Annotated in this window: 16 protein-coding genes; 13 read left to right on the top strand and 3 right to left on the bottom strand. The window is 45.4% G+C overall.

The genetic code is table 11. The features are described from left to right. The first annotated feature begins 44 nt into the window (after nt 1-44). Genes BUB19_RS05370 through BUB19_RS05345 form a run of 6 tightly spaced genes read left to right on the top strand, consistent with a single transcriptional unit; the run spans nt 45 to nt 9,689 of the window. Nucleotides 45-1,553: a contractile injection system tape measure protein gene (locus BUB19_RS05370; protein WP_073093320.1), complete on the top strand. Its 1,509-nt coding sequence runs from the start codon at nt 45-47 to the stop codon at nt 1,551-1,553. Nucleotides 1,554-1,565: 12 nt separating this feature from the next. Further along, nucleotides 1,566-2,978 carry an eCIS core domain-containing protein gene (locus BUB19_RS05365; RefSeq protein WP_073093316.1) on the top strand — a complete coding sequence of 471 codons (1,413 nt, stop codon included), beginning with the start codon at nt 1,566-1,568 and terminating at the stop codon, nt 2,976-2,978. A gap of 17 nt (nt 2,979-2,995) precedes the next feature. After that, nucleotides 2,996-6,625, top strand: a complete 3,630-nt coding sequence (locus tag BUB19_RS05360; protein WP_073093312.1) for an eCIS core domain-containing protein — start codon at nt 2,996-2,998, stop codon at nt 6,623-6,625. 8 nt (nt 6,626-6,633) lie between these two features. Further along, nucleotides 6,634-7,509: a tetratricopeptide repeat protein gene (locus BUB19_RS05355; RefSeq protein ID WP_073093310.1), complete on the top strand. Its 876-nt coding sequence runs from the start codon at nt 6,634-6,636 to the stop codon at nt 7,507-7,509. A gap of 43 nt (nt 7,510-7,552) precedes the next feature. Continuing rightward, on the top strand, nt 7,553-8,857 hold the full coding sequence (locus BUB19_RS05350) for an ATP-binding protein (protein ID WP_143155917.1): 1,305 nt from the start codon (nt 7,553-7,555) through the stop codon (nt 8,855-8,857). A gap of 49 nt (nt 8,858-8,906) precedes the next feature. Beyond that, nucleotides 8,907-9,689, top strand: coding sequence for a peptidoglycan-binding protein (locus BUB19_RS05345; protein ID WP_073093308.1), 783 nt, complete (start codon nt 8,907-8,909; stop codon nt 9,687-9,689). A gap of 101 nt (nt 9,690-9,790) precedes the next feature. Here BUB19_RS05345 and BUB19_RS24095 read toward each other — a convergent pair whose 3' ends face one another. Further along, nucleotides 9,791-9,958, bottom strand: a complete 168-nt coding sequence (locus tag BUB19_RS24095; protein WP_178371438.1) for a hypothetical protein — start codon at nt 9,956-9,958, stop codon at nt 9,791-9,793. An 82-nt stretch (nt 9,959-10,040) separates the two neighbouring features. On the opposite strand from BUB19_RS24095, the gene BUB19_RS05335 reads away from it, so the two are divergent. From BUB19_RS05335 to BUB19_RS05325, 3 genes are read left to right on the top strand one after another with little or no spacing between them, the layout of a single operon-like run. Continuing rightward, on the top strand, nt 10,041-10,400 hold the full coding sequence (locus BUB19_RS05335) for a DoxX family protein (protein WP_073093304.1): 360 nt from the start codon (nt 10,041-10,043) through the stop codon (nt 10,398-10,400). A gap of 12 nt (nt 10,401-10,412) precedes the next feature. Beyond that, complete coding sequence (locus BUB19_RS05330; protein ID WP_073093302.1) at nt 10,413-11,750, top strand: DEAD/DEAH box helicase; 1,338 nt, start codon at nt 10,413-10,415, stop codon at nt 11,748-11,750. A 34-nt stretch (nt 11,751-11,784) separates the two neighbouring features. Continuing rightward, nucleotides 11,785-13,014, top strand: coding sequence for an NAD(P)/FAD-dependent oxidoreductase (locus BUB19_RS05325; RefSeq protein WP_073093300.1), 1,230 nt, complete (start codon nt 11,785-11,787; stop codon nt 13,012-13,014). A 207-nt stretch (nt 13,015-13,221) separates the two neighbouring features. On the opposite strand, the gene BUB19_RS05320 is transcribed toward BUB19_RS05325, so the two are convergent. Next, nucleotides 13,222-14,964 carry an ABC transporter ATP-binding protein gene (locus BUB19_RS05320; RefSeq protein ID WP_073093298.1) on the bottom strand — a complete coding sequence of 581 codons (1,743 nt, stop codon included), beginning with the start codon at nt 14,962-14,964 and terminating at the stop codon, nt 13,222-13,224. A 276-nt stretch (nt 14,965-15,240) separates the two neighbouring features. Here BUB19_RS05320 and BUB19_RS05315 point away from each other — a divergent pair, with 276 nt between their 5' ends. The 4 genes from BUB19_RS05315 (at nt 15,241) to BUB19_RS05300 (ending at nt 21,141) form a co-directional block, all read left to right on the top strand. After that, the gene (locus BUB19_RS05315) at nt 15,241-16,239 is read left to right on the top strand and encodes a DNA topoisomerase IB (RefSeq protein ID WP_073093295.1); all 999 of its coding nucleotides are present in this window, start codon (nt 15,241-15,243) and stop codon (nt 16,237-16,239) included. Between the two features lie 286 nt (nt 16,240-16,525). Further along, the gene (locus BUB19_RS05310; protein WP_073093293.1) at nt 16,526-18,655 is read left to right on the top strand and encodes a catalase; all 2,130 of its coding nucleotides are present in this window, start codon (nt 16,526-16,528) and stop codon (nt 18,653-18,655) included. Nucleotides 18,656-18,728: 73 nt separating this feature from the next. Continuing rightward, nucleotides 18,729-20,246 carry an FAD/NAD(P)-binding protein gene (locus BUB19_RS05305; protein ID WP_073093291.1) on the top strand — a complete coding sequence of 506 codons (1,518 nt, stop codon included), beginning with the start codon at nt 18,729-18,731 and terminating at the stop codon, nt 20,244-20,246. After that, nucleotides 20,230-21,141, top strand: a complete 912-nt coding sequence (locus tag BUB19_RS05300; RefSeq protein ID WP_073093289.1) for an AEC family transporter — start codon at nt 20,230-20,232, stop codon at nt 21,139-21,141. Before BUB19_RS05305 ends, BUB19_RS05300 begins: the two co-directional genes overlap by 17 nt. Here BUB19_RS05300 and ggt read toward each other — a convergent pair. Further along, nucleotides 21,130-22,833, bottom strand: coding sequence for a gamma-glutamyltransferase (gene ggt, locus BUB19_RS05295; RefSeq protein WP_073093287.1), 1,704 nt, complete (start codon nt 22,831-22,833; stop codon nt 21,130-21,132). The genes BUB19_RS05300 and ggt overlap by 12 nt on opposite strands. Nucleotides 22,834-22,950: the final 117 nt, after the last annotated feature.

Raw genomic sequence — 22,950 nt, 5'->3', positions numbered from 1 at the left:
GCTGAGTGAAAGATAGAAAATAATTCGCTACGAATCAAAATATTATGGGTAAAAATAAGGCTCATAGCATACAGAAAGTTCAGGTGGAAATTTTCACATCTTCCATCGAAACAGGAAAGTTAATGGAAAGAGACATGAGTTCTTTTATCCGGACGAGGATTTTCCCCCTGATCGAGCAATACCTGGATAAACTGGAAAGTAAACTGGATAATCGTTTTCTTCAAATACCGCATTTGTCGCTGGAAATCGGTTTTGCCAGAAATGAGTTCCCTGCCATAGCTGACCTGGAAGTTCAAATTGATGCTCAAATGAATGAAGTTGTAGAAAAAATACCGGCTATTGCTTACCAAAAGGATTCTTTTCAGTTACTCAAAAATGCAAATGGGCAATTGAGGAATAATTTACCAGTAGAAAATTTTTTAAGCGAAAATGAAACAGAAAAGGTCCTGCTTTTGGAAAATGAAAACAAGGATTTTCAGGCTTGGATATATTTTTTGGAAAAAGGTGAGCTGCCCTGGTGGTATCCTGAAGTTAAGGCAAGAATCAATTTTCAATTCAAAACCTTGAAACTCTTTTTGGAAAATGACTTTAATAGAAACACCTTATGGCAAAAAATAGCTGCTAACCGGGTGTTTTTTAACCGGCTGCTGTCACAATATTCGGGCAAAGAGGTAAGGGAGTTGTTATGGTTTGTTTTGGGAGATAAAGTACCAATGGACCGGTTGGGTTTTGAGCATATCCACAAGAAAATATTTAGCAATGAGCTGGAAGTTGTTTTTCAAATCTTTATCGGGATAAGTCATTACCAGGAAGGCAAACCTTTTCATGAAATACCCATCATTAGGTCACTGATCGAAAATGGTATACCTGAAAAGCTTTTTGCTGCAGTTAATGCAGTGGTACAGGATACACTTACTGAATCTGAATTAACCATATGGAGAAGTTTTTTCGATGAATTTAATAATACTATCACAGGTGAAAAGGTTTATCAAGGCAGCGATGGCGCGGAGGCACAGCAAGTAATGATTGACCCTTTGGACAGGAGTCAAAAGAATGATGGAGAAAGCCATTACCTTGACCATGCAGGGTTAATCTTAATTCATCCATTTCTGAAGGCATTTTTTGGCGATTGTGGGTTTTTGGATCAGAGCGGTCAACTTATTGAACCCGAACTTGCTGTACACACCCTGTATTACCTGGCTAGCAGACAGGTTGCTCCATTTGAATTCGAACTGGTTTTTGAGAAATACCTTTGTGGACTGGATATTCATCAACCCATATCCAGAAACATCAAATTAAGTAGGCGTACACGGGAGAAAGCGGCTGTCTTATTGGAATCTTTGCTGGAAAATTGGAATAAATTGAAAAATACAAGTGCTGAGACAGTCCTCAATGAGTTTTTGACCCGTAGTGGGAAGCTGGTTTTAGAAGACCATCAGGACCGTTTATTTGTTGAGCGGAAAGCCCAGGATGTTTTATTGGATGGATTACCCTGGAACCTGTCCATTATTAAATTACCCTGGAGAAAAAAAATATTAATGGTGGAATGGTAAACAAAGCAAGAAATGAAAAGGCAGTCAGTCAGAAGGTCTACGGTAGGTATCATTAATCCTGTTTTCCAAAACAAAAATGCAAATAGTTTCTTCAGGGCAAAAACAGAGCCCAAAATGTCTGGTACAGATAAGGAGGGACTGTTTATTCAGAAGCAGTCCGATGATCATGAAATGGAGGATTCCATGCAAATGGCGGCTGAGGAGGAAAATGAAGAGCAGTTGATGTCACAGCCTGAGGAAGAAGAGCAGGTACAAACCAAAGAGGAAGAGGAGTTGGTTCAAGCCGAAGTGGAGGAGGAGAAAGTTCAGGCGAAAGGGGAAGAGGAGGAGATCCAGGCTAAAGAAGAGGAGGATCAGATTCAGAAGAAGGAAGAAGAGGAGCCGGTACAGGCCAAAACTGCAGGGGCAGGAGGCAGGCAAAAACAAGCGGAATTGATGGAGCCACTTTTACACCGAAGAAAAGGTGCCGGTATCCCATTGGAAGGTAAAAGCAGAGAGCTGATGGAGCAGGGTTTTGGAGCGGATTTTAGCCAGGTACGGATTCATACAGATGCGGAGTCCCACCGCATGAATCAATCCATACACGCTCAGGCCTTTACCTACGGAAATGATATATTTTTCAAAAAAGACAAATACAAACCAGAGAGGCGGGAAGGGAGACATTTGCTTGCCCACGAGCTCACCCATACCATTCAGCAAAAGGGAAAAAAGCCAAAAACCATTCAGGGACATTGGAGCAAAAATGAAACCTACCATCCTTTGGATAAAAAAGGCATACGGGTCGCAGTAAATTTAAAATTTGAAGGAGCTGTTTGGAACAAAAGCAGCAATACTGCTCTCGACACTACAGGTCTTGCTGCTGCTGCGGAAACGCAGATTTCCAATAGTTTCAAGGGAAAAGTCAAAAAAAATGTCTTGGGAATTGATATCATTTATGAGGTAACCACGTCAGCTTCCATAAGGGTGATTCCGAAATTGACGGATTTGAATTTTGGGTCCGAACACCTGCTGGTAGTATTGGACGATTCCCATCCAAAAGTTAAAGGAACTTATGGCAGGGGACCGTTTTACGGCACCATCGTTTACCTGAATGAAAAACACATTGGCCCTATGATTTCCGGTGCTGATGAAAACACCATCCCTCACGAAGTAGGCCACACCGCCGGATTGAAACACCTGATGGAAAAAGGGGAAGAATCGGGTATGCTGGGAAAAATGATCAAGGATTTGCATCACCAGGCAAACAAAGACAATATCATGTGGAGAGGAGGCGGGCACCCCAGTTATTCCGGGGCTGATGCAGATGCCAACCTCACCCAAACCAATGCCCAACAATTGGAAGAGGTACACCAAAACATTCAAAATAAAAAGATCAATCACCTGGACCTGTTTAGTTTGGTGGATTTATATGCATTAGATAAGTAGCTATCCATTGACGACTTATGAAAGCTTTTACGAGAAAATCCGGCGATAAGAATAAGAGTACCCCGGGAAATACCGGAGGCAATTTTTTTCAGGCCAAACTTCAGGTAGGTGAGCCGGGTGATCAGTATGAGCAGGAAGCTGATGCCATGGCCGATCAGGTGATACAGATGAAAGCCTCCGGTCAAGGTGTCTGGGATGTAAACCAGGGTGAAAAAGAGGATAACATTCAAAAATCTCCCTTTCCTGCAAAAGAAATTCAGGCACAACCATTGGCACAATCGGTGACTCAGGTATTTCTTTCTGAGTCAAAAGAGGAAGCCCTTCAGGAAAAGGAAGAGGAGGAGGGAATGCTTCAAAAACAAGAGGAGGAAGTGGAGATACAAGCATCACTCGAACCGGATGACCGCCAGGAAGCAGGAGATGGGGGAGTAGGTGCTATTCAGATGAAGTCGGAGCAGCCTGCTGAAATATCCTCTGGTTTGGAAAGTCAATTGGCACAACCATCAGGGGGATCAGGAATGGACGGTGCCACCAGGTCTGGCATGGAAAGCAGTTTCGGAGCGGATTTCAGCCAGGTCAAAATACATACCGGTCCCCAAGCCGTGCAAATGAGCCGGGATCTGGGAGCGCAGGCCTTTACATATGGAAATGATATTTACTTCAATGAAGGGAAATACAATCCATCTACTGAGTCTGGTAAGTATTTACTGGCCCATGAGCTGACCCATACGCTGCAACAGGGAAGTAGTATTGCCTTGCAGGGGAAAATGGTGCAGAAAGAGGGAGATGAAGAAGAAGGGATTTCTCCTCCGGAGGGTATAACTCCGATCGAGGATGCTCAAAATTACTTTAGTTTTCGAGATAGAGATGGAGTTGTTTCTACCTATCAAGATGGAACTACAAAAAATTTTAAAGTTGGTAAAATAAAATTGAGTGAATTTAAAGATAGAAATGAGAATTTATTCAATCCTCCATTTCAGGTTCCAAGGGGTAGGAGTACCAATCAGGTGGAAAATTGGAAAAATGAACTAAGAACAGGAATTTCCCAGGAAATCAATAATAAAATTGCTTCAGCCAGAAATATTGGTGGATTTAATCAAGCGTCTTCTGAAGAAAACAGGCATTATTTTTTTAAAGGAAAAACTAATCCTGAATACATTGTTTTTGGTACACAGGAACAGCTTTTGGAGCTTGGTTTAGTTCCTACCTGGGACAGAGAATTAGCTCCTGCAACTTTTCAGGTGGATCATATTGTAGAACATCAACTGGGAGGTGAGGATAATAAGACAAATTATGAGCTTTTGGAAGCATCGGCAAATGGTAGCTCAGGATCCAGTATTGCCTGGGAAATGAACAAAAAAATGTTGGCCGTTTATAATGTATTGGACTCAGCGTTTTACCAGGATTCTAATAGAAGTTTTACGCCAAATCTACCTTCCAGGCCATCAAGGCCAAATCAATATGTAAACTTATTTCTGGATCAAGGTTATTCCATTTCTTTTGAGAACAGAGATTTTACCCTTCCTACTAATTCAGGCAACCCAAACCAATATTGGGAGTTTTCCGAAGTTCAAAGTAAAGACCATTTAAATAAGCTTGAACCAATGTCTGCGGATGAAATTGAGGCTTTGGGAAATGAATCAGATCCATCGTTATTCATGGCTCCAACCGGAGGTAGCAGACTTGACATTCCTCCGGAAGGCCAATATCCAAGAATGAATTGGCTAAATAGGTTAGATTTAAAAAGTCCACCGGATTTTGTTAATAAAACCTTGCAGGTTGATGCTTATAAATCTTCCGATATCGGCAAAAAGGAGGTTACTGCATCCTATAATGACATGACTTGGTTCCTGGAAAAAGTTGAGGGAACATATATATTCTATGTAGATAAAGATAGAACCCTTCAAAATGCAGTATCAGGCACAGGTGGTGTTTTTCAAAGCTTGCGGCTTCCGGGATTGAGTCCAATCCGAATAGACCAGTTGGAGCTTACTGAGAATGGTTTTTACGGAATAGGGAAGGTGCTGCCAACTGTGCCTTTGATTGCTGATGCAGATATTGATATCGTAATTGATGGTGATGGGGTCAGGTTAAGAAAATTGTTTTCTACCGAGGAGTTTTCAATGCCGTCACCTTTCCGAATATCAGAGACTACATTAGAGATTTTTTTTGGATCCCAGGGCTTGGGCATTTCAGGTCAAACCAATTTCGGTATCGAGCAGGTAGGAGATGGTCATATCGGTGCTACTGCCTCTACCTCCGGTGGCTTTGAATTGGAAGGAGCTTTTAATTTTGACTCGGAGCTTTTCGACCCTGCAGAAATCAACGTGGAATACAAGGATAATACCTGGACCATCGGTGGGGAAATAGGTATACCGGAGGGCAAAGTCCGGGGGGTCAAGAGTGCGACCATTACTGCTACCTATAGCGAAAACAATTTTACGGCCACCGGAGAGGCCGAATTGGATATACCCGGCATTGAGCGGGGAAACATGGAGATCCAGTACGGTGAATCAGGTTTTTCCATCGGGGGAAATTTTGATCTGAGCAGCGATATTCCCGGAATTACCGGTGGAAATGTAGCGGCCCGTGTTTCCAAAGCGGAAGGCGCGGAAAATTACGATGTATTTGTCTCCGGAACCGCACAGCCAGATATACCGGGCATAAGCACTTCCCTGTCGGTGACCTACGAAAACGGAGCCCTGACCATTGAAGGGTCTGCTGCTTACAGCCGGGGCATGCTCAGCGGGCGCATAGAGGTGGGTGCCACCAACCGACCTATAGGAGAAGATGGACAACCAGCCGGAGAACCGGACGAAAACATGCGGGTATATGGGGGAGGAGAGTTAACCCTTCAGCTCACCCCCTGGCTGGCAGCAACAGCAGGAGTCAGGCTATTGCCCAACGGAGAAATTGAAGTGAATGCCAGGTTGGCTTCTGACAGTTATGAAGTCTTCCGAAGGAGAGAAATGAACAGAAATCTGTTTAGAGTACCCACCATCGAAATCCCCTTGTTTGCTATTCCGCTCGGGCCAAGGAGCATTGGTTTGGTAGCACAGATCGGTGGCGGGTTGGATTTTACTGCTGGATTTGGTCCCGGGGAATTGCGTAACCTTTCCGCAGAAATCACCTACAATCCGGAAAGGGAAGACGAAACCACCGTGGCGGGTCATGGGGAATTTGCGATTCCGGCAGATGCCGGGCTTACCTTGCGGGGAGATCTGGGCCTGGGGGTCAGTGTGGCCATAGCCAGCCTTTCCGGAGGAATAGAACTAACGGGCACCCTGGGACTTGAAGGGGAGGCACTGGCAGAGGTAGATGTCAACTGGAGCCCGCAGACCGGTTTGGCCCTGGATGCCAGCGGAAGGATTACCGTAAACCCGAAATTCATATTTGAGATCAATGCCTTTGCCAGAGCCAGTTTAGGTGTGGGCTTTCTTTCCATATCTGAAACCTGGCGGCACAACCTGGCGGCCTACGAGTGGGGTCCGGGGATACAATTTGGGATTGTATTTCCTGTTCACTACAGGGAAGGAGAGCCATTTGACATGTCTTTCGACGATATTGAAGTGATTTATCCAGACCTTGATGTAATCGATATGGCAAAAGGGCTGGCCGCGGATATAAAAAACGATTTATTTGCTTAAATTCGGGCATGGACAAAGAAAAAGCCATTGAACTGAATAATAAGGGAGCCAGGTACTTTTTAAACGAAGCTTTTGACAATGCCCTGGAATGTTACCAGCAGGCATTAGATTTGGATCCGACCAATAGCTCGGTATTGAATAATCTCGGGCTTTTTCACCAGCAGCAAAAATCCTATAAGACGGCACTGGAATTCTTTGATAAAGCCATAGCAGTTGATTCCAAGCCTACCTATCTGGTCAATAGTGGAAATGCACTCGCCATGATGGGTATTTATCCTCAAGCCAGACAGAGGTACCTGCAAGCCCTGCAACAAGATCGCCAACACCAGAGTGCAAGGGTAAGCCTCGCGCAATTGGCGACCCATACAGGAGACTATGACGAAGCTGTAGCCATGTGGAAAAAATTAGTGGCTGCAAACAACGATGCCTCCTATATGATCCAGTTGGCAAAAGTATATATGAAAATCAAGGACTGGGAAAAAGCCTTGCAGCAATTGCACAGCATCCCGGCGGCAGCAGGAGATAAGCTTGCCTGGTTCCTGATTGGCAAATGTGAGTTTCAGTTAAAAAATCACGGGTTGGCCGGGAAAGCCTTTAAGATGGCTCTGGCAGAAGACCCTGACCACATCGAAATAAGACAGCATCTGGCGATCAATTACCTGGCTATGGGAGAATGGGAAGAAGGCATCAGGCACCTTTCGACTATTCTTCGCCTTGAACCCCAAAATTATCAGGTAATGACAGAGTTGGCAGTAGTCTATTTGGGTAGGGGCGATCGGAAAAAAGCCGCAGATTGGTTGAAAAATGCGCTTCAGCTAAATCCTGATTTTAGCAAGGCCCTGCATTACAAAAGTATCCTTGAGCAGTCTCAGGGAGGGGAATGAGTATGTTTGAATCCACACATACTGAAAAAAATAAACCAGTTATATGAAGCAATTGATGGATTTTCTGTGGCTGGTCGTCAAGAGCCGGCTGGACCATGAGTCAGGTAGGTCTGAGGTCCTTGAAAAGCCTCAGTTGGAACTCCACATTGACCCGGAAACCTTCCTGGGAAAGACCATCAAGAACCTGAATATCAGGGATAGGGACCTTTTGCTATTGGCACTGGCGCTGGCGCCCCATTTAGATCCGGGACTGCTTGATAGATGTATCCAGAAATATTATCCGGATGGTACCGATCTTCCTGAATTTGGTGGTTATAAATCCAAACACCACCGGGGAGTAATTCCTACCGGCGAGACATTACTTTTCCTGCTGGCTGGTTCTGATCCGAATACACGCAAAAAGTACTTCAGCCTGTTTCAGGAGTCTATCCTTTTTCAGAAAAAGCTTGTCTATCTGGGAGAGACATCAGCCGAAGAGCCCTTTTTTTCCGGTCCCTTGTGCCTGGAACAGGAGTTTGCAGAAAAGTTACTTCTTGAAGCCGTACGTCCGCCCAGACCTGGTACGGGTTTTCCAGCTGAGTTGATCGAAACTGAACTGGGATGGGAAGATTTGGTCTTGTCCGATAAAACCCTGGCCCAGATCAGGGAGCTGGAAAACTGGTTGACTTATAACGAAACTCTAATGGACAGTTGGAAGCTGAGAAAAAAGGTTAAACCGGGGTATCGCGTCATGTTTCTTGGACCTCCGGGTACGGGCAAAACGCTGACCGCAGGTCTTTTGGGTAAGTATACCGGCAAATCCGTATACCGCATAGACCTTTCTCTGACGGTGTCCAAATATATCGGCGAGACAGAAAAAAACCTGTCCGCATTGTTTGAGAAGGCCAGCGGAAAAAACTGGATCCTCTTCTTTGACGAAGCGGATGCCCTTTTCGGAAAGCGCACCAATGTGCGGGATGCCCATGATAAATATGCCAACCAGGAGGTTGCTTACCTGCTGCAACGCATAGAGTCTCACCCTGGATTGGTAATTTTGGCTTCTAATTTTAAAAGCAATTTGGATACGGCATTTACCAGAAGGTTTCAATCCATTATTGATTTTGAAGCTCCCGGAGTCAAAGAACGCATGCTCTTGTGGGAAAAAAACCTGCCCGAAAACATGAACCTGGAAAAAGGACTGGAAATAGGGGGCTTGGCCAAAAAATATCCCTTAACGGGAGCCAATATTGTCAATATCGTGCAACAGGTGGGGCTGAGAACCCTGGCCGCCGGAGATCATTCCATCAGGGAGGATGTTTTATTGCAATGCATCCGAAACGAAATACAAAAAGAAGGTAAAATTCATTAATACAATCATTAATTGGTTTATATTTAATGGCTTAAATCATAGAATTTGTATGAAAGAGAAAATCAAGCTTGCTCAGCAACTTCTGGCTGAAAGAGGATACTATCAGGGAGGTATTGATGGTATTTTTGGGCCGAATACCCTTGCTGCCATCCATAAGGTACAGGGAATTGATCCCGGACTTCCCAATTCCCGTAAAATCACCATGGTTATCCAAATGGGAGCCAAAGAAAAAGGAATTGATTCCGGTGCCATTGACGGGATGTGGGGGCCGCAGACCCAGTTTGCCTTTGAGGAATTGGCTTTTCTGATGCAGCATGGGCGGAAAAGAGCCTCCTGGAGACCTGAGGAAATGCCTGCTGCAAATAAATGGCCCAGGCAAAACTCCCCTGAATTCAATCAATTTTATGGGCAGCGGGGACAAAATCTGGTAAGTATTGATGTTCCCTACGAACTCAAAATTGCCTGGGATCTGCGGTATAGGGCCCGAAAAATCACCTGTCACAGAAAAGTTGCTGAAAGCTTATTGACCGTCCTGGAAAATGTTCGTCAGGTTTACGGAGAAAATGACATACAGGCCTTGCGATTAAATCATTTTGGTGGCTGCTATAACAACAGACTGATGCGGGGAGGGACCCAATGGTCTACTCATTCCTGGGGCATGGCAGTAGACTTTGATCCGGATAGAAACCGCCTGACATGGGGTAGGGACAGGGCAGCATTCGCCCATCCTGTGTATGATGAATGGTGGCGTTGCTGGGAGGATGAAGGTTGGGTCAGCCTGGGTCGCAGAAGAAATTTTGACTGGATGCACATTCAGGCGGCTGAGGTTTAATTACATCCCATCCTTATCCGGCGCCACAATACGAAGTAGTCCAGGCAGTAGAGTCTTTCATTAAACTGTCGCTAATCTTTGCATCGGCATTATCACTGTACTCAAAATAATTCGGGCATGGCCTCTTCCCTGGATTTTCCTGAAGCCAGGGTCTCAGTTTCCGAGTCTACATCCTTTTGCAGGGTAGCCATCTGGTGCTTCCCATGCGATGCGGGCTTCTGGGTTTGCTGTGCGACATATGGATAGGAAAGGCCGGATATTAACACCAAAGCAAAAAATAATTGAGGTATATGCGAAGTTATTTTTTGTATTACCATTTGGATGTTCTAATTTTAAAGCATAAAGAAATTTATGCAGTTGATTTTTATGGATGAAATATTTCTTTATGCAATGGCAATTTTTTATGTAACGGCTGGTATCATGCATTTTGTGAAACCTAAGTTATATATCAGTATCATTCCTCCCTACATTCCCCAACCCAGATTGGTAAACAGGTTGGTGGGATTTATCGAAGTGATATTGGGTTTGGGATTGGTTTTTGACGCCACTCAAACGGTAGCTGCCTACGGCATCATCCTATTGTTGATTGCAGTTTTTCCAGCCAATCTGTACATGTACCAACGAAACAACAAAGGCTTGCCGAAATGGTTGTTGTTGTTGAGACTCCCCTTGCAGTTATTGCTGATTGGCTGGGCTTATGTTTACACTTAAATTGATAAAATTTTGACCTTTAGTGAATTTAATTTTGTTGCCGAACTCCAGGAAGGCCTTGATGCCATGGGATTTGAAAAACCCACACCCATACAGGAACAGGCCATTCCCCTTATCCTGAAGGGAAAGGATCTAATAGCCACTGCCCAGACGGGTACCGGCAAAACGGCAGCCTTTATCCTGCCTGTACTTAACCAAATCAGCCAAAGCAAAAAGAAAGGGGTTAAGGTATTGATCATCGCGCCTACCCGGGAGCTGGCCATTCAAATTGACCAGCAAATTCAGGGCCTGGCCTATTTCCTGGGGATCAGTTCCATCCCCATATATGGTGGAGGTGACGGTAATATCTGGGAACAGCAGCGGAAAGCCCTGGAATTGGGAGCCGAAATCGTAGTGGCAACACCGGGCCGGTTGATTGCACTCCTGGCGGGAGGTAAAGTAAAATTTGATGCGCTCGAAAACCTGATCCTTGATGAAGCCGACAGGATGCTGGATATGGGGTTTTCAGATGATATCCTCACCATTATCGAACACTTGCCAAAAGAGCGGCAGACCTTGTTGTTTTCCGCTACCATGCCGGCCAAAATCAGAAAATTTTCCCAGAAGATACTCAAAGATCCCGAGGAGATTTCCATAGCCCTGGGCAAAACAGCCAAGGGGGTGAGCCAGTATGTGTATCACGTTTATGATGGGCAAAAGGAAGCTTTGGTCAATCACATATTAAAATCACAGGATTTCCAGGCAGTCATCATTTTCTGTTCCACCAAGGATAAAGTAAAATCCCTCTTCAAAACGCTCAGAAAGCAGTTTCAGGTGGAGGCCTTCCACGCTGATCTGGATCAGGTGGAAAGAGAAAAAATCATGTCGGCCTTTAAAAACAAGTCATTGAAAATCTTGGTAGCTACAGATATTTTGTCCAGAGGGATCGATGTGGATGATATTGAAATGGTGATCAATTATGATACACCAAATGACCCTGAAGACTATGTGCACCGGGTCGGCCGAACTGCAAGAGCCGAGAAAAAAGGCAAGGCGGTCACTTTCGTAAACGAAAAGGACAGCTACAAATACCGCAATATTGAGCAATTGATTGGCCTGGAAATTGAGGTTCTACCTAATCCTGAAGAGATAGGTCCTGGCCCTGATCTGGCTGCAGGCAAATCCGGGAGAAAGGCGAATAAGAGTGGAGGAAGTTCAAGAAAGGGTAAAAAAGGCAAATTTAAATCAAAGCCGCGGTCTGGTAAGCATGCCAACTCCAGGCAAAATGTCGAAAAAAAGGAAGATAAAAGGCCACCCGAAAAATCCCCGGAGAACAAGTTCAGGAAAAGGAAAAATATAAAGGATAGCTAAGCCTGACCGCTGATTACCGTAAATGACTCTAAATATGAATGACCGTAGCATATATATCATTGGAGCGGGAATATCCGGCCTGGTAGCAGCTATTGAGCTGGAAAAGGCGGGATATTATCCGGTTATCCTGGAAGCAACCGACCGCGCAGGTGGCCGTGTCAAAACGGATGAACAGGATGGGTATTTGTTGGATCAGGGTTTTCAGGTATTGCTTACCGCCTACCCGGAGTTAAGTCGGTACCTGAATCTGGAAAAATTGCATCTCAAGAAATTCAGGCCGGGTGCGGTTATTTTTAAGCCTGGTGCCACTTATTCAGTGCACGATCCCTTACGCAATCCGTTTAAGATTTTTGCAATGGCCTTTTCAAAAGTTGGTACGGTGTGGGACAAATACAAAATGTATGCCCTGATCAGAGACCTCAAAGAAAAGCCCCTGGATGCCATATTTTCTTTACCACAGACGAGTACCCATGAGTACCTCAAACAGTATGGGTTTTCTGATAAAATCATCCAAAACTTTTTTAAACCCTTTTTCAGCGGTATTTTTCTCGAAACCTCACTGTCCACTTCCTCCCGAATGTTTGAATTTGTCTTCAAGATGTTTGCTGAAGGAGAAGCCGCTGTTCCGGAAAAGGGCATGAGTCAGATCAGCCAGCAACTGGTGGAGCAACTGGAACATACCCAAATCCGCTTTGATATCCCTGTTTTGGCTGTGGAGAAAAACAAGATTATACTGGCTGATGAAAACACCATAACCGCCGATGAGATCATCATCGCTACGGATCCGGGTAAATTGACTGGTCAGAAGGAGATAGCCTATCACCAGGTAACGAATATCTATTATACACTTCAGCAATCTTTTATAGGCAGGCCCATGTTGGGTCTGGTGCCGGACGATAAATTTTTGGTGAATAATCTGGTATTTATGACCGACGTTAGCCCTGCCTATGCCAGCAATGAGAGGGCATTGCTGTCGGTGTCGGTCGTTAAGGAAACGGCAGGGATTGAAAAGCTGGAACAAATGATCGCGCTGGAATTAGAGGCTATAACGGGGATCAACGCCAGTTATTTCGAACACCTGAAAACCTATACCATCTCTCAGGCTTTGCCAATATTGAAAGACGCCAAACACTGGGTGCCTATGCAACATGTCAAAATGTACGATCATGTTTATCTTGCAGGAGACCACCTGCTGAATGGGTCGATTAATGCTGCCATGACTTCTGGCAGATTGGCTGCCGAAGCCGTCATTTCAGCAGAGTAAATGGTAAGCGCATTTGCATTGTCAGCTCTTTTTAGAGAAACCTTGTTTAGCCGACTGTGGTTAGGGTCGTTTATGGCTGCTTCTGAACTCAAGCCTTTACGGGAAACCTCAGTAGACAGGCTTGATCGGTAATCAAAGGGTTTGATAAATACCGACATCACCCTGGGCGGCACTTCTTATCAACTGGACTTCATGCCTGACCAGATGCTAAATTCTGGCCTGGAAGGTATACAGGTCATAGTACCTTCCTTCTGCTGCGATGAGCTCGGCATGTTTGCCGGACTCCACTATCGTCCCCTTCTCAATGACCAGTATCTGATCTGCCTGCCGGATAGTGCTCAGGCGGTGGGCAATGACAAAGGTGGTCCGACCTCTCATCAGTTTCCTAAGGCTCATTTGAATGTAATTTTCGCTTTCAGCATCCAGATTACTCGTTGCCTCGTCCAATATCAAAATCCGGGGGTCCGCCAGAATGGCCCGGGCAATGGCCAGCCGCTGCCGCTGCCCTCCGGAGAGTTTGATCCCTCTTTCACCAATGACAGTTTCCAGCCCCTGTTCAAACTGATCCGTAAACTGATTGACATAGGCAGCGTTCACAGCTTCCATTAGCGCTGTTTCTCCTGCATCAGGCCTTGGAAAAAGGATGTTGTCCCGGATCGTTCCCTCAAAGAGAAAATCATCCTGCAGCACCACGCCCAGTTGGCTTCGGTAGGAATTGAGATCAACCTGACTGAGATCTTGTCCGTCGATAGTAATCAATCCGGAGGTTGGATTGAGGAAAGACGCTACCAATCCCGAGATTGTGGTTTTGCCCGATCCGGAACTGCCCACCAGGGCGGTCACAGATCCGGGCATGGCTTCGAAATCAATGCCTTTAATGATTTCATTACCTGCCTCGTAACTAAAATGGACATTCTGGAAGATTACCCTTCCTTCAATTTCGGGCAGTACTATTTTTCGGTGTTTCGGATCTGCTTCCTGCGGCAGGTTCATCAGTTCTTCGGTACGGTCCAGGCCAGCAAAGGCCTCTGTAAGTTGGCTGCCGATATTGCTCATTTGCAGGATAGGTGCGATCATGAAGCCCAATAACAGGGTAAATGCAAGAAAATCACCAAAAGTCAACTGTTCCTCCATGATCATGTAGCCTCCGATACCCATAATTCCCGCAGAGGCCAATCCAAGGAGGAATGTGGCTGCACTGGTCACAAAGCTGGTCGCCGTGAGGCTACTTTTTACATTGAGAAACAGGCGGTGAACTCCCGCCGCAAATATTTTGGTTTCCTGTTCTTCGGCATTGAAACCCTTGATGACCCGGATACCTCCCAGAGATTCGGTCAATCTGCCGGTAACCTCAGCATTGATTTTACCCCGCTCCCGGAATATGGGTCTGATTCTGCCAAATGCCTTCAGGGAGATGAAACCAAAAATGGCCACCGGCACCAGCACATAGAGGGTCATGGTGGGACTGATATAGATCAAAAGAACCAGGCTGATGACCGAGGTCAATACGCCTCCCACCATCTGGGCGAGACCGGTACCCACCAGATTCCTGACACCTTCTACATCGGTCATTACCCTGGACACCAGTTCACCGGTTTTAGCGTTGTCAAAAAAGCGGATGGGTAGCCGTATGATATGGGCCTGTACCTCGGACCGGAGTTTGGCGATCAGGTTCTGTGCCTCGACGCTCAATATCTGGGTAAGCGCATATGAGGTCACCGCCTGGAGCGTGACCGCAATCCCTACAGCCAGAAGCAACCATTTCAGCAGGTCGAAATCATTTGAAGGGATCACCTCATCTACCAGGTATTTGCTGGCATAGGGGAGTACCAGGCCCGAGAGTCTGCTGATAATGATCAAAACCAGGCCAATGAAAACAAATTTTCTCCTGGGCCAGATGATGGTTTTAAATACGTTTTTCAGGCTGACGTTTCCGGTGGTTTTTTTCATGAATAAATAAAATTATCGGCATCGAATTTAACAATTATATCCGGTCTATTTTGGCCGCGATAAAGATATTTAAAATTCGATTTTCCGGCTAGCAGAAAAATTCAAGATTTTTTTAAGTTTTTCGGTTTTTGGTAGCATCCTTGCCTGCTTCAAGAGACATGAAGAATAGGATATCGGTATAGATAGACCCAAGCCGACTCGGTCTGAATGATAAACAGAAAGACAGCAATGGCTTAGAAAAATTGGTGATTTTAGTTTATTGAGGAATTTTGTAAAATGGATTTTAAAGTAAAACATATTGAAGAAGATTCGCTCTGTCTCCTTCGAAAGAAAAAGGGCAATGGGTTCATTTATTTGAACGGAGAAGGTGAAAAGATTACCGATGCAAAGCTGATCAGGCGAATTAAAAATCTTGTGATTCCACCCATGTGGACGGAGGTATGCATTTGTAAATATGAGGACGGGCATATCCAGGCCACCGGCAGGGATCTAAAAGGGAGAAAACAATATATTTATCATTCTGAATGGGAAAGGCAAAGGCAGGAAGAAAAATTTGCCCGAATGCAGGAATTTGGTCGGCAGCTCCCCAAGCTCAGGAAACAAATAGCAAAGGACCTGAGAAAAAAATCCTGGAAAAAATGCAAAGTACTGGCACTAATGGTAGAGATTCTGGATGAAACGGGAATAAGGATAGGTAGCAGACAGTATGAAATTAGCAACCAGACCTATGGACTTAGCACGCTTCGGAGAAAGCATCTGGTGGTGGAGGGAGGGGAGTTAAAGTTCCAATATAAGGGTAAGAGCAATCAGGTCAGAGAGGTAACTATCGAAGATAAATCGCTTAGAAGGCATATCAAAAAGGTAGCCGAATTACCCGGATACGAGATATTCAGGTATTTGGATAAGCAGGGGAACAGCCAGTCGCTGGACAGTGAGGATGTGAACGAATACCTCGCATCAATCATAGGTGACGGATTTTCAAGTAAGGATTTCCGGACCTGGGTAGGTAGTCGTTTGGCCGTCGAACTTTTTCCGGAGGCAAATCGGATTGTCGCAGAATCACCCAGAAAAAAACTGGAATCCACCCTCGTGCGTTTGATAGCCGATGAACTGGGAAATACGCCAACTGTTTGCAGGGGATATTATGTACATCCAGTGCTTTTACAAAAAATAGAAACAAAAGAAATTCCGCTAAAAAATCCGTTTAAAGAGCCCAAATCACCAAACGCCCTTGCTGCCGTCGAAAAGTTGCTTTTGCAGTTATTGCAAGACTGATTCGATAAATATTTTGAAATCAACGACGGGAAAGTACTATTGCTGCCTTCAAATCGTAACTTTTTTATATTAAATAAAATTGTGGCAGGATGTTTGCCCAAATTTTATGAGATTCTTATTTCATTTTCTTACCAAATCCAGCGGTAGGGGAATCGATTGGGGAGGTAGAATGAATCAGTTTTTCTGCTTTCCTGATAAAGTGTATTGACCATGGCGCACCCATTGTAAAATACCATGTGTTTTTTTGAATACTACATTACTTTGACAATAATAAACCAACACGAAAATGAAAAACCCTAAAAACCAGCCCAATCCGAAACTTGAAGATTTGGCAAAAAATACGTTAAAAAATGAGAAGAAGTCCATGACTACGGATCAGGGTCTTCCGATCAATGACGATCAAAACAGCCTGAAGGCCGGGGACCGAGGCCCCTCTCTTTTGGAAGACTTTATCTTGAGAGAGAAAATCACCCATTTCGACCACGAAAGGATTCCTGAGCGGATTGTTCATGCCAGAGGGTCCGGGGCCCACGGGGTTTTCAAACTGCACACATCATTGAATAAATATACCAAGGCAAAAATATTCACCGAGGTAGGTAAGGAGACGCCGGTCTTTACCCGATTTTCCACTGTAGCAGGATCCAAAGGCAGTACAGATCTGGCCAGAGATGTACGCGGATTTGCGGTAAAGTTCTATACAGAAGAGGGGAACTACGATCTGGTGGGGAATAATATGCCCGTTTTTTTTATCCAGGATGCCATGAAATTCCCCGATCTGGTGCATGCGGTAAAACCTGAGCCCCACAACGAAGTGCCTCAGGCCGCTTCTGCGCACGATACGTTTTGGGACTTTATTTCCTTAATGCCCGAATCCATGCACATGATCATGTGGGCCATGAGTGACCGGGCTATTCCACGCAGCCTGCGCATGATGGAGGGTTTTGGCGTGCATACCTTTAGATTTATCAACGAGCAAAACGAATCTACTTTTGTCAAGTTTCACTGGAAGCCAAAATTGGGTATGCACTCAGTAGTTTGGGATGAAGCGCAGAAAATTTCAGGAAAAGACAGCGATTTTCACAAAAAAGACCTCTGGGACGCCATCGAAAATGGCGATTTTCCGGAGTGGGATTTAGGCGTACAGTTAATTCCCGAAAAGGACGAACACAAATATGACTTCGACTTGCTGGATGCAACCAAGCTGATTCCCGAATCTGAGGTGCCTGTACAGCTCGTCGGTACGATGACCCTGAACCGTAACCCCTCCAACTTTTTTGCAGAGACCGAGCAGGTGGCTTTCCATCCCGGACATCTGGTGCCGGGGATTGATTTTACCAATGACCCCTTACTGCAGGGAAGGCTTTTTAGCTATACCGATACGCAACTCAGCAGGCTGGGAAGCCCGAATTTCCACGAGATACCCATCAACAGATCAATCAACCCTGTCAGAAATAACCAAAGGGACGGCCACATGCGGCAACAGATCAACGAAGGAGTATCTAGTTACCATCCCAATACCATTGCAGATGGATGTCCATTTCAGGCCATGATGAAGGATGGCGGATTTCACAGTCATGAAGAGCGCGTAGATGGACGCAAGATCCGCACTCGCAGCAAATCATTCATGGACCACTTCAGCCAGGCGAAACTCTTTTTTAACAGCCAAACCAAAACTGAGCAACAGCACATTATCAATGCATTGCAATTTGAGCTATCGAAAGTTTCCAGGCCGCATATCAGAGAAAACATGGTAAACCAATTGACCAATATCAATATGGACTTGGCCAAAGCAGTGGCGGACGCGCTTGGTATAGCTGTGCCAGAAAAGCCAGCTGAGCCTGTCAATGAAGGAAAGCCTGCTGATGCAGACAAAGACCATTATAAGCCTGTAGTGAAGGAGCCGAAAACGCAGACGGATGATGCATTAAGTATCATTAAAAACCTCAAGAATGCGACAAAAACAAGAAAAATTGCATTTTTGACCCTGGGGAAACACGATGGCAAAAAGTTTTCTGACTTGAGCCAAAAACTGGAAAAGGCCGGTGCAAAGCTGATGGTTGTTTCCGACGGACTCGGAACCCTCAAGTCCGATTCAGGAGGCGAGGTTGAGGTTTCCGCTACGCTGTTCAACTCGGATGCAGTGCTTTTTGATGCGCTGGTAATAGCCGGAGGAGAGAAAAATGGTACTGCCCTGCTGTCTAAAGGAAAGGCGAAGGAGTTTGTCATGGATACTTTTAATCATTGTAAACCGATATTGATACTATCCGATGCATCTGCATTCATTGATGAACTGGGATTGCCCTGCTGTAAAGGTGAGACAAAAAGTTCATCAGAATTATTTATCGATACCTCAATTGATGCATTCCTGAAATCGCTTTCCAAACACAGGCATTGGGAAAGGGAAGAGCTGATCTAAGAAAAGTGAAACCGTGGATTTTTTCACGGTTTTTTTATATTTACTGCTAATTAGGCAAGCTAAAGCGCAAATAATGAATCATATAGCAATCGTGGGCGGTGGAGCCTGTGGGGTCGCTGTATTTGTAGACCTTTTTCATCAAATTGGATTATCCGGGAAACCCGCCGCTTTCACCATACATTGGTATGAGGAGGATGATACGTTTGGCAAAGGACTGGCATTCGGTACAGACCAACCGGGGCATATTTTAAATACTCAGGCGGAATTGATGGGGATTTTTCCGGAGGAACCGGATCATTTTACCCAGTGGCTGCAGGAGAAAGGGGGAAAAGCAAATCAGGCTGTCAAAGGGGAAGGGGATCTGGAAGACAGGTATACCTCGAGGAATTTTTATGGGGCATATCTGCGTGAACAAATGAAGTTATACCTCAGGCATGCGGAAAAATTGGGTTTGAAGGTAATACAATACCAGCAAAGGGTAGAAAAAATCGATCTGGAAGCTGGCAAGTACCTTATCAGCACCAACGAAGGCAAAACGGCCTCTCCGGTAGATAAGGTGGTGCTGGCGGTGGGAACCCCCAAACCCAACAAATTCAGGGAACTTCGTTCAAATGGGCGCTACATTGATTTTCCATGGCCATCAGAAAGGATTTTACAGCGATACCAGCAACATGAACGCATTGGTATCCTGGGTTGTAGCCTGAGTGCGATTGATACGGTAATTACCTTGCTGGACAATGGATATAAAGGAGAGATCTACCTTTTTTCACCGGATGGATTGATGCCTAAAGTTCAGCCTGTGGAAAACAGGTCCGTAGAAAGAAAGTTTCTTACCCTATCCAACCTGAATCGTTGGAAAAGAGAACGGGTACGTCCTATACCGGTAAAACTGCTGTTTCGATGGTTTTTGCAGGAGTTGGAGGCCATTACAGGCGAACCGGTCGAAGCCAAAACTTTAAATAGAATCGGGCTTCCGGCGGACAAATTACTGGCAAAGGATATCGACTGGGCGGAGAATGGCGGCGATCCGGTGGTCAACCTGGCTTATTCGCTCCGCTATGAAGCTTCAGCCGTTTGGGATGCGCTCTCAGTTAACGAAAAAACAAAGTTTAAAAAGTGGTTTGGACCCCATTGGGCTATTAACCGACACGGTATGCCGCTGCACAATGCCTATAAATTAAAGCAGGCATTTGATGAAGGGCATTTAAAAGTAGTACCTTTTTTTGAGAATTTGGAGGAGATGGAAGGGAAGGCCGGCTTTGTCCTGAAAACAGCTGATGAGGTTTCTTATGAGGTTGGGCTGTTGATCAATGCTACCGGTAGTCCCAGTGCGCTGGATCAGATGGAAAATCCCCTGGTAAGCCATTTGCTGGAAAAAAAGCTGATTGGTAGTCATCCTGTGGGAGGAGCGGTAGTTAACCCGCGCACCATGCAGTTGCTCTCGCCGGCCGGTGGAAACGGTATCTTTGCCGTAGGCCATTTGGTCAACGGCATGCTGATGGATGTCAACGCGGTATGGTTTAATGTTAAGACTGTACGAAACCTAACTCAGGAAATATTATTCAGGATATTGGATGGAAATAACGATTGAACTCTATAAATCCTTGTTTCCGTATCTGATATGCATACTTTTTGGATATGTTCTCGTAAAAAATGTAACGGTCAATAAACAGTGGCTTACAAGTCCCCTGGTCTATCTGTTCATGCCATTTCTGGTGATTTATCATGTCCTGAATGCAGATTCAGGGATGCTGATTTTTCTTTCAGTGATGTCCTTTTTATTGGCGGCGGGGATGACTTTGCCAGCGATACTCACCTACCGCAAGCTTGGGGAGGGTGAATACCTGATCAAAAGCTCTTTTTCTTTCTTCAATGTAGCTTTTTTTGGAATCCCTACCTTTGAAGCAATATATGGTCCGGAAAGTATAACCAGTCTGATTTGCATTTATGTGGGTACGGCGCTATACGGCGATTCGATTGGCTTTTATCAGCTTGCCAGACCAAAATATGAACGCCGCAAAGCCCTGTCAAAGGTGCTGAAAACACCCCTTATCTATGCTTTTGCGCTAGCCCTGGCTCTTAAAGTGTTTGGGTTTACCATGCCCGTCGTTTTTGATCAATCTGCGGATGTCTCCGGCAACATCGTCTCTGCAGCAGGGATGATGATCATCGGAATGAACCTCAAAGGAGTGGGAACAGACACGCTAGCCTACCGTTCTTTGGCCTGGATTCTGGGAGTCAGGCTACTCAGCGCTGTGGGTATCATGCTCATCTTACTGGCCCTGGAATATTTCATTTTTGATGTGCTGGACAGCAAAGACCGCCAGATGCTGGGTATGGTTTCCTTATTTCCAATTGCAGCTAATGTGACAGTCTTTGCCAGTATGTTTCAGTCAAGGGAAAGGGCATCGGCCATGTTGATAGCCCTTTCCATGGCCGTATCACTGATTCTCATTCCCGTATTTGCGGCGCTACTAGAATCCTGAGGCCGCATCCATACCTCTGGGGTCCGCTCCACCTTCCATTTTACCATCTTCCAACATTAGAATGGCGTCTACTCTCCCTATTCCATTTCTTTCACTGAGAGCATGCCCTTTATCACGCAGGGACTGGAGGATGTCCGCCTGGTCAAAATCCTTTTCAAAACTGATTTGATCGGGTTTCCACTGGCTATGAAAACGCTTTTCATTAATCGCTTCCTGCATGCCCATACCAAATTCAATCACATTTACTACTGTCTGGAAAACGGAAGTAGGTATTGTGGAGCCTCCCGGTGTCCCTACTACCATGAAGAGTTCTCCGTCTTTCTCTATAATAGTCGGCGTCATGGAGCTCAGCATTCTTTTTCCCGGCTCAATCTTGTTGGCTTCTCCTCCCAAAACGCCAAACATATTTGGAAAACCCGGCTTGATAGAAAAATCGTCCATTTCATTGTTCAGGAGAAAACCTGCCCCGTCCACCACAACCTTTGATCCCATGCCACCATTCAGGGTGGTAGTACAGGAGACGGCATTTCCTTCCTGGTCTACGATGGAAAAGTGCGTGGTCTCTTCGCTCATGGATAAAATATTGCCTTCCATGATCAGGTCGGAAGGTGTAGCTGCATCCGGATCAAAATTACTGAACCTTTGATCCAGGTAGCTATCTGCCAGCAGCTCATCTACCGGAACCGGATAAAAATCTGCGTCGGCCATAAATGCTGCCCGATCGGCAAAAATTCTCCGCTCCATTTCTGTTTTCAGATGCAGGTAGTCCGCATAAGCCATACCCTGATCTGATACCTGATAATTTTCCATGATGCCCAACATTTGCAGCAGTATCAATCCTCCGCTGCTTGGAGGCCCCATGGTGATGATATGATAATCCTTGTAATCGCCCGTCAGTGCTTGTCTCCAACTGCTTTCATATTGCTCCAGATCCTCGAGACTGATTATGCCGCCACCACGTTCCATTTCCGCAACAATATCATTAGCTACCTGTCCACTGTAAAAGCCTGCTCTGCCCTTATCCCGGATAAGTTTCAGCGTATTGGCCAATTGGCTTTGGATAAGCCTGTCTCCGGCATTCCAGGCTTTTCCGGTAAATTGGATCGGATCCACAGTGGAATACTTTTTCAGACTTTCCGAAACCCGGGTAAAATAGTCCGCCTCATCTGCACTAAGCTCAAAACCATCTTCGGCGAGTTCAATCGCCGGTTGAATCAATCGGGCCCATTCCATTGATCCCAGTTTTTCATGGGCGCGAACCATCCCGTCGACCGATCCGGGCACACCTGATGCCAAATGTCCATTCTGGCTTTTTTCGGGCAAGGCATCTCCATTGTCATCCAGGTACATATCCCGGCTGGCAGCAAGTGGCGCCTTTTCCCGGTAATCCAGGGTGTGGTGGCTCCCGCCAGCTTCACGGATTACCATAAATCCGCCTCCACCGATGTTTCCCGCCTGTGGATATACCACTGCCAATGCCATCTGTACAGCGATAGCAGCATCTACCGCATTGCCACCCTGTTGAAGGATATCCTTTCCTACTTTTGAAGCCAGAGGGTGCGCAGATACCACCATGGCCTCGTCTGCAATCAGTCCTACCGCTTCTTTTTTTGGTTGGCAGGAAAAGCCCAAAATAAATAGTACCAGCAAGACACAAAGGTTTTCTTTACAGAAATGTTTGCTTGTTTTCATAGGTTAGTGGTGATGATTGAAATGTGCGGAAGGTTTTTGCTCCGTAAATTAACTGTTCCTGGGTTATTGCGGGCTGAATTCAGCCGTAAATTACAAAAATCAATGCATAATTCTTCA

The sequence above is a fragment of the Cyclobacterium lianum genome, from assembly GCF_900143075.1.
Taxonomy (GTDB): Bacteria; Bacteroidota; Bacteroidia; order Cytophagales; family Cyclobacteriaceae; genus Cyclobacterium; species Cyclobacterium lianum.
The sequence above is the reverse complement of the archived record's forward strand: the minus strand, read 5'-3'. Positions and strand labels throughout refer to the sequence as shown.

Bases quoted from the DNA above. Each gene is read 5' to 3' on its own strand.
- BUB19_RS05370 (WP_073093320.1), top strand. From the start codon at position 45: ATGGGTAAAAATAAGGCTCATAGCATACAGAAAGTTCAGGTGGAAATT.
- BUB19_RS05365 (WP_073093316.1), top strand. From the start codon at position 1,566: ATGAAAAGGCAGTCAGTCAGAAGGTCTACGGTAGGTATCATTAATCCT.
- BUB19_RS05360 (WP_073093312.1), top strand. From the start codon at position 2,996: ATGAAAGCTTTTACGAGAAAATCCGGCGATAAGAATAAGAGTACCCCG.
- BUB19_RS05355 (WP_073093310.1), top strand. From the start codon at position 6,634: ATGGACAAAGAAAAAGCCATTGAACTGAATAATAAGGGAGCCAGGTAC.
- BUB19_RS05350 (WP_143155917.1), top strand. From the start codon at position 7,553: ATGAAGCAATTGATGGATTTTCTGTGGCTGGTCGTCAAGAGCCGGCTG.
- BUB19_RS05345 (WP_073093308.1), top strand. From the start codon at position 8,907: ATGAAAGAGAAAATCAAGCTTGCTCAGCAACTTCTGGCTGAAAGAGGA.
- BUB19_RS05335 (WP_073093304.1), top strand. From the start codon at position 10,041: ATGCAGTTGATTTTTATGGATGAAATATTTCTTTATGCAATGGCAATT.
- BUB19_RS05325 (WP_073093300.1), top strand. From the start codon at position 11,785: ATGAATGACCGTAGCATATATATCATTGGAGCGGGAATATCCGGCCTG.
- BUB19_RS05320 (WP_073093298.1), bottom strand. From the start codon at position 14,964: ATGAAAAAAACCACCGGAAACGTCAGCCTGAAAAACGTATTTAAAACC.
- BUB19_RS05315 (WP_073093295.1), top strand. From the start codon at position 15,241: ATGGATTTTAAAGTAAAACATATTGAAGAAGATTCGCTCTGTCTCCTT.
- BUB19_RS05310 (WP_073093293.1), top strand. From the start codon at position 16,526: ATGAAAAACCCTAAAAACCAGCCCAATCCGAAACTTGAAGATTTGGCA.
- BUB19_RS05305 (WP_073093291.1), top strand. From the start codon at position 18,729: ATGAATCATATAGCAATCGTGGGCGGTGGAGCCTGTGGGGTCGCTGTA.
- BUB19_RS05300 (WP_073093289.1), top strand. From the start codon at position 20,230: ATGGAAATAACGATTGAACTCTATAAATCCTTGTTTCCGTATCTGATA.
- ggt (WP_073093287.1), bottom strand. From the start codon at position 22,833: ATGAAAACAAGCAAACATTTCTGTAAAGAAAACCTTTGTGTCTTGCTG.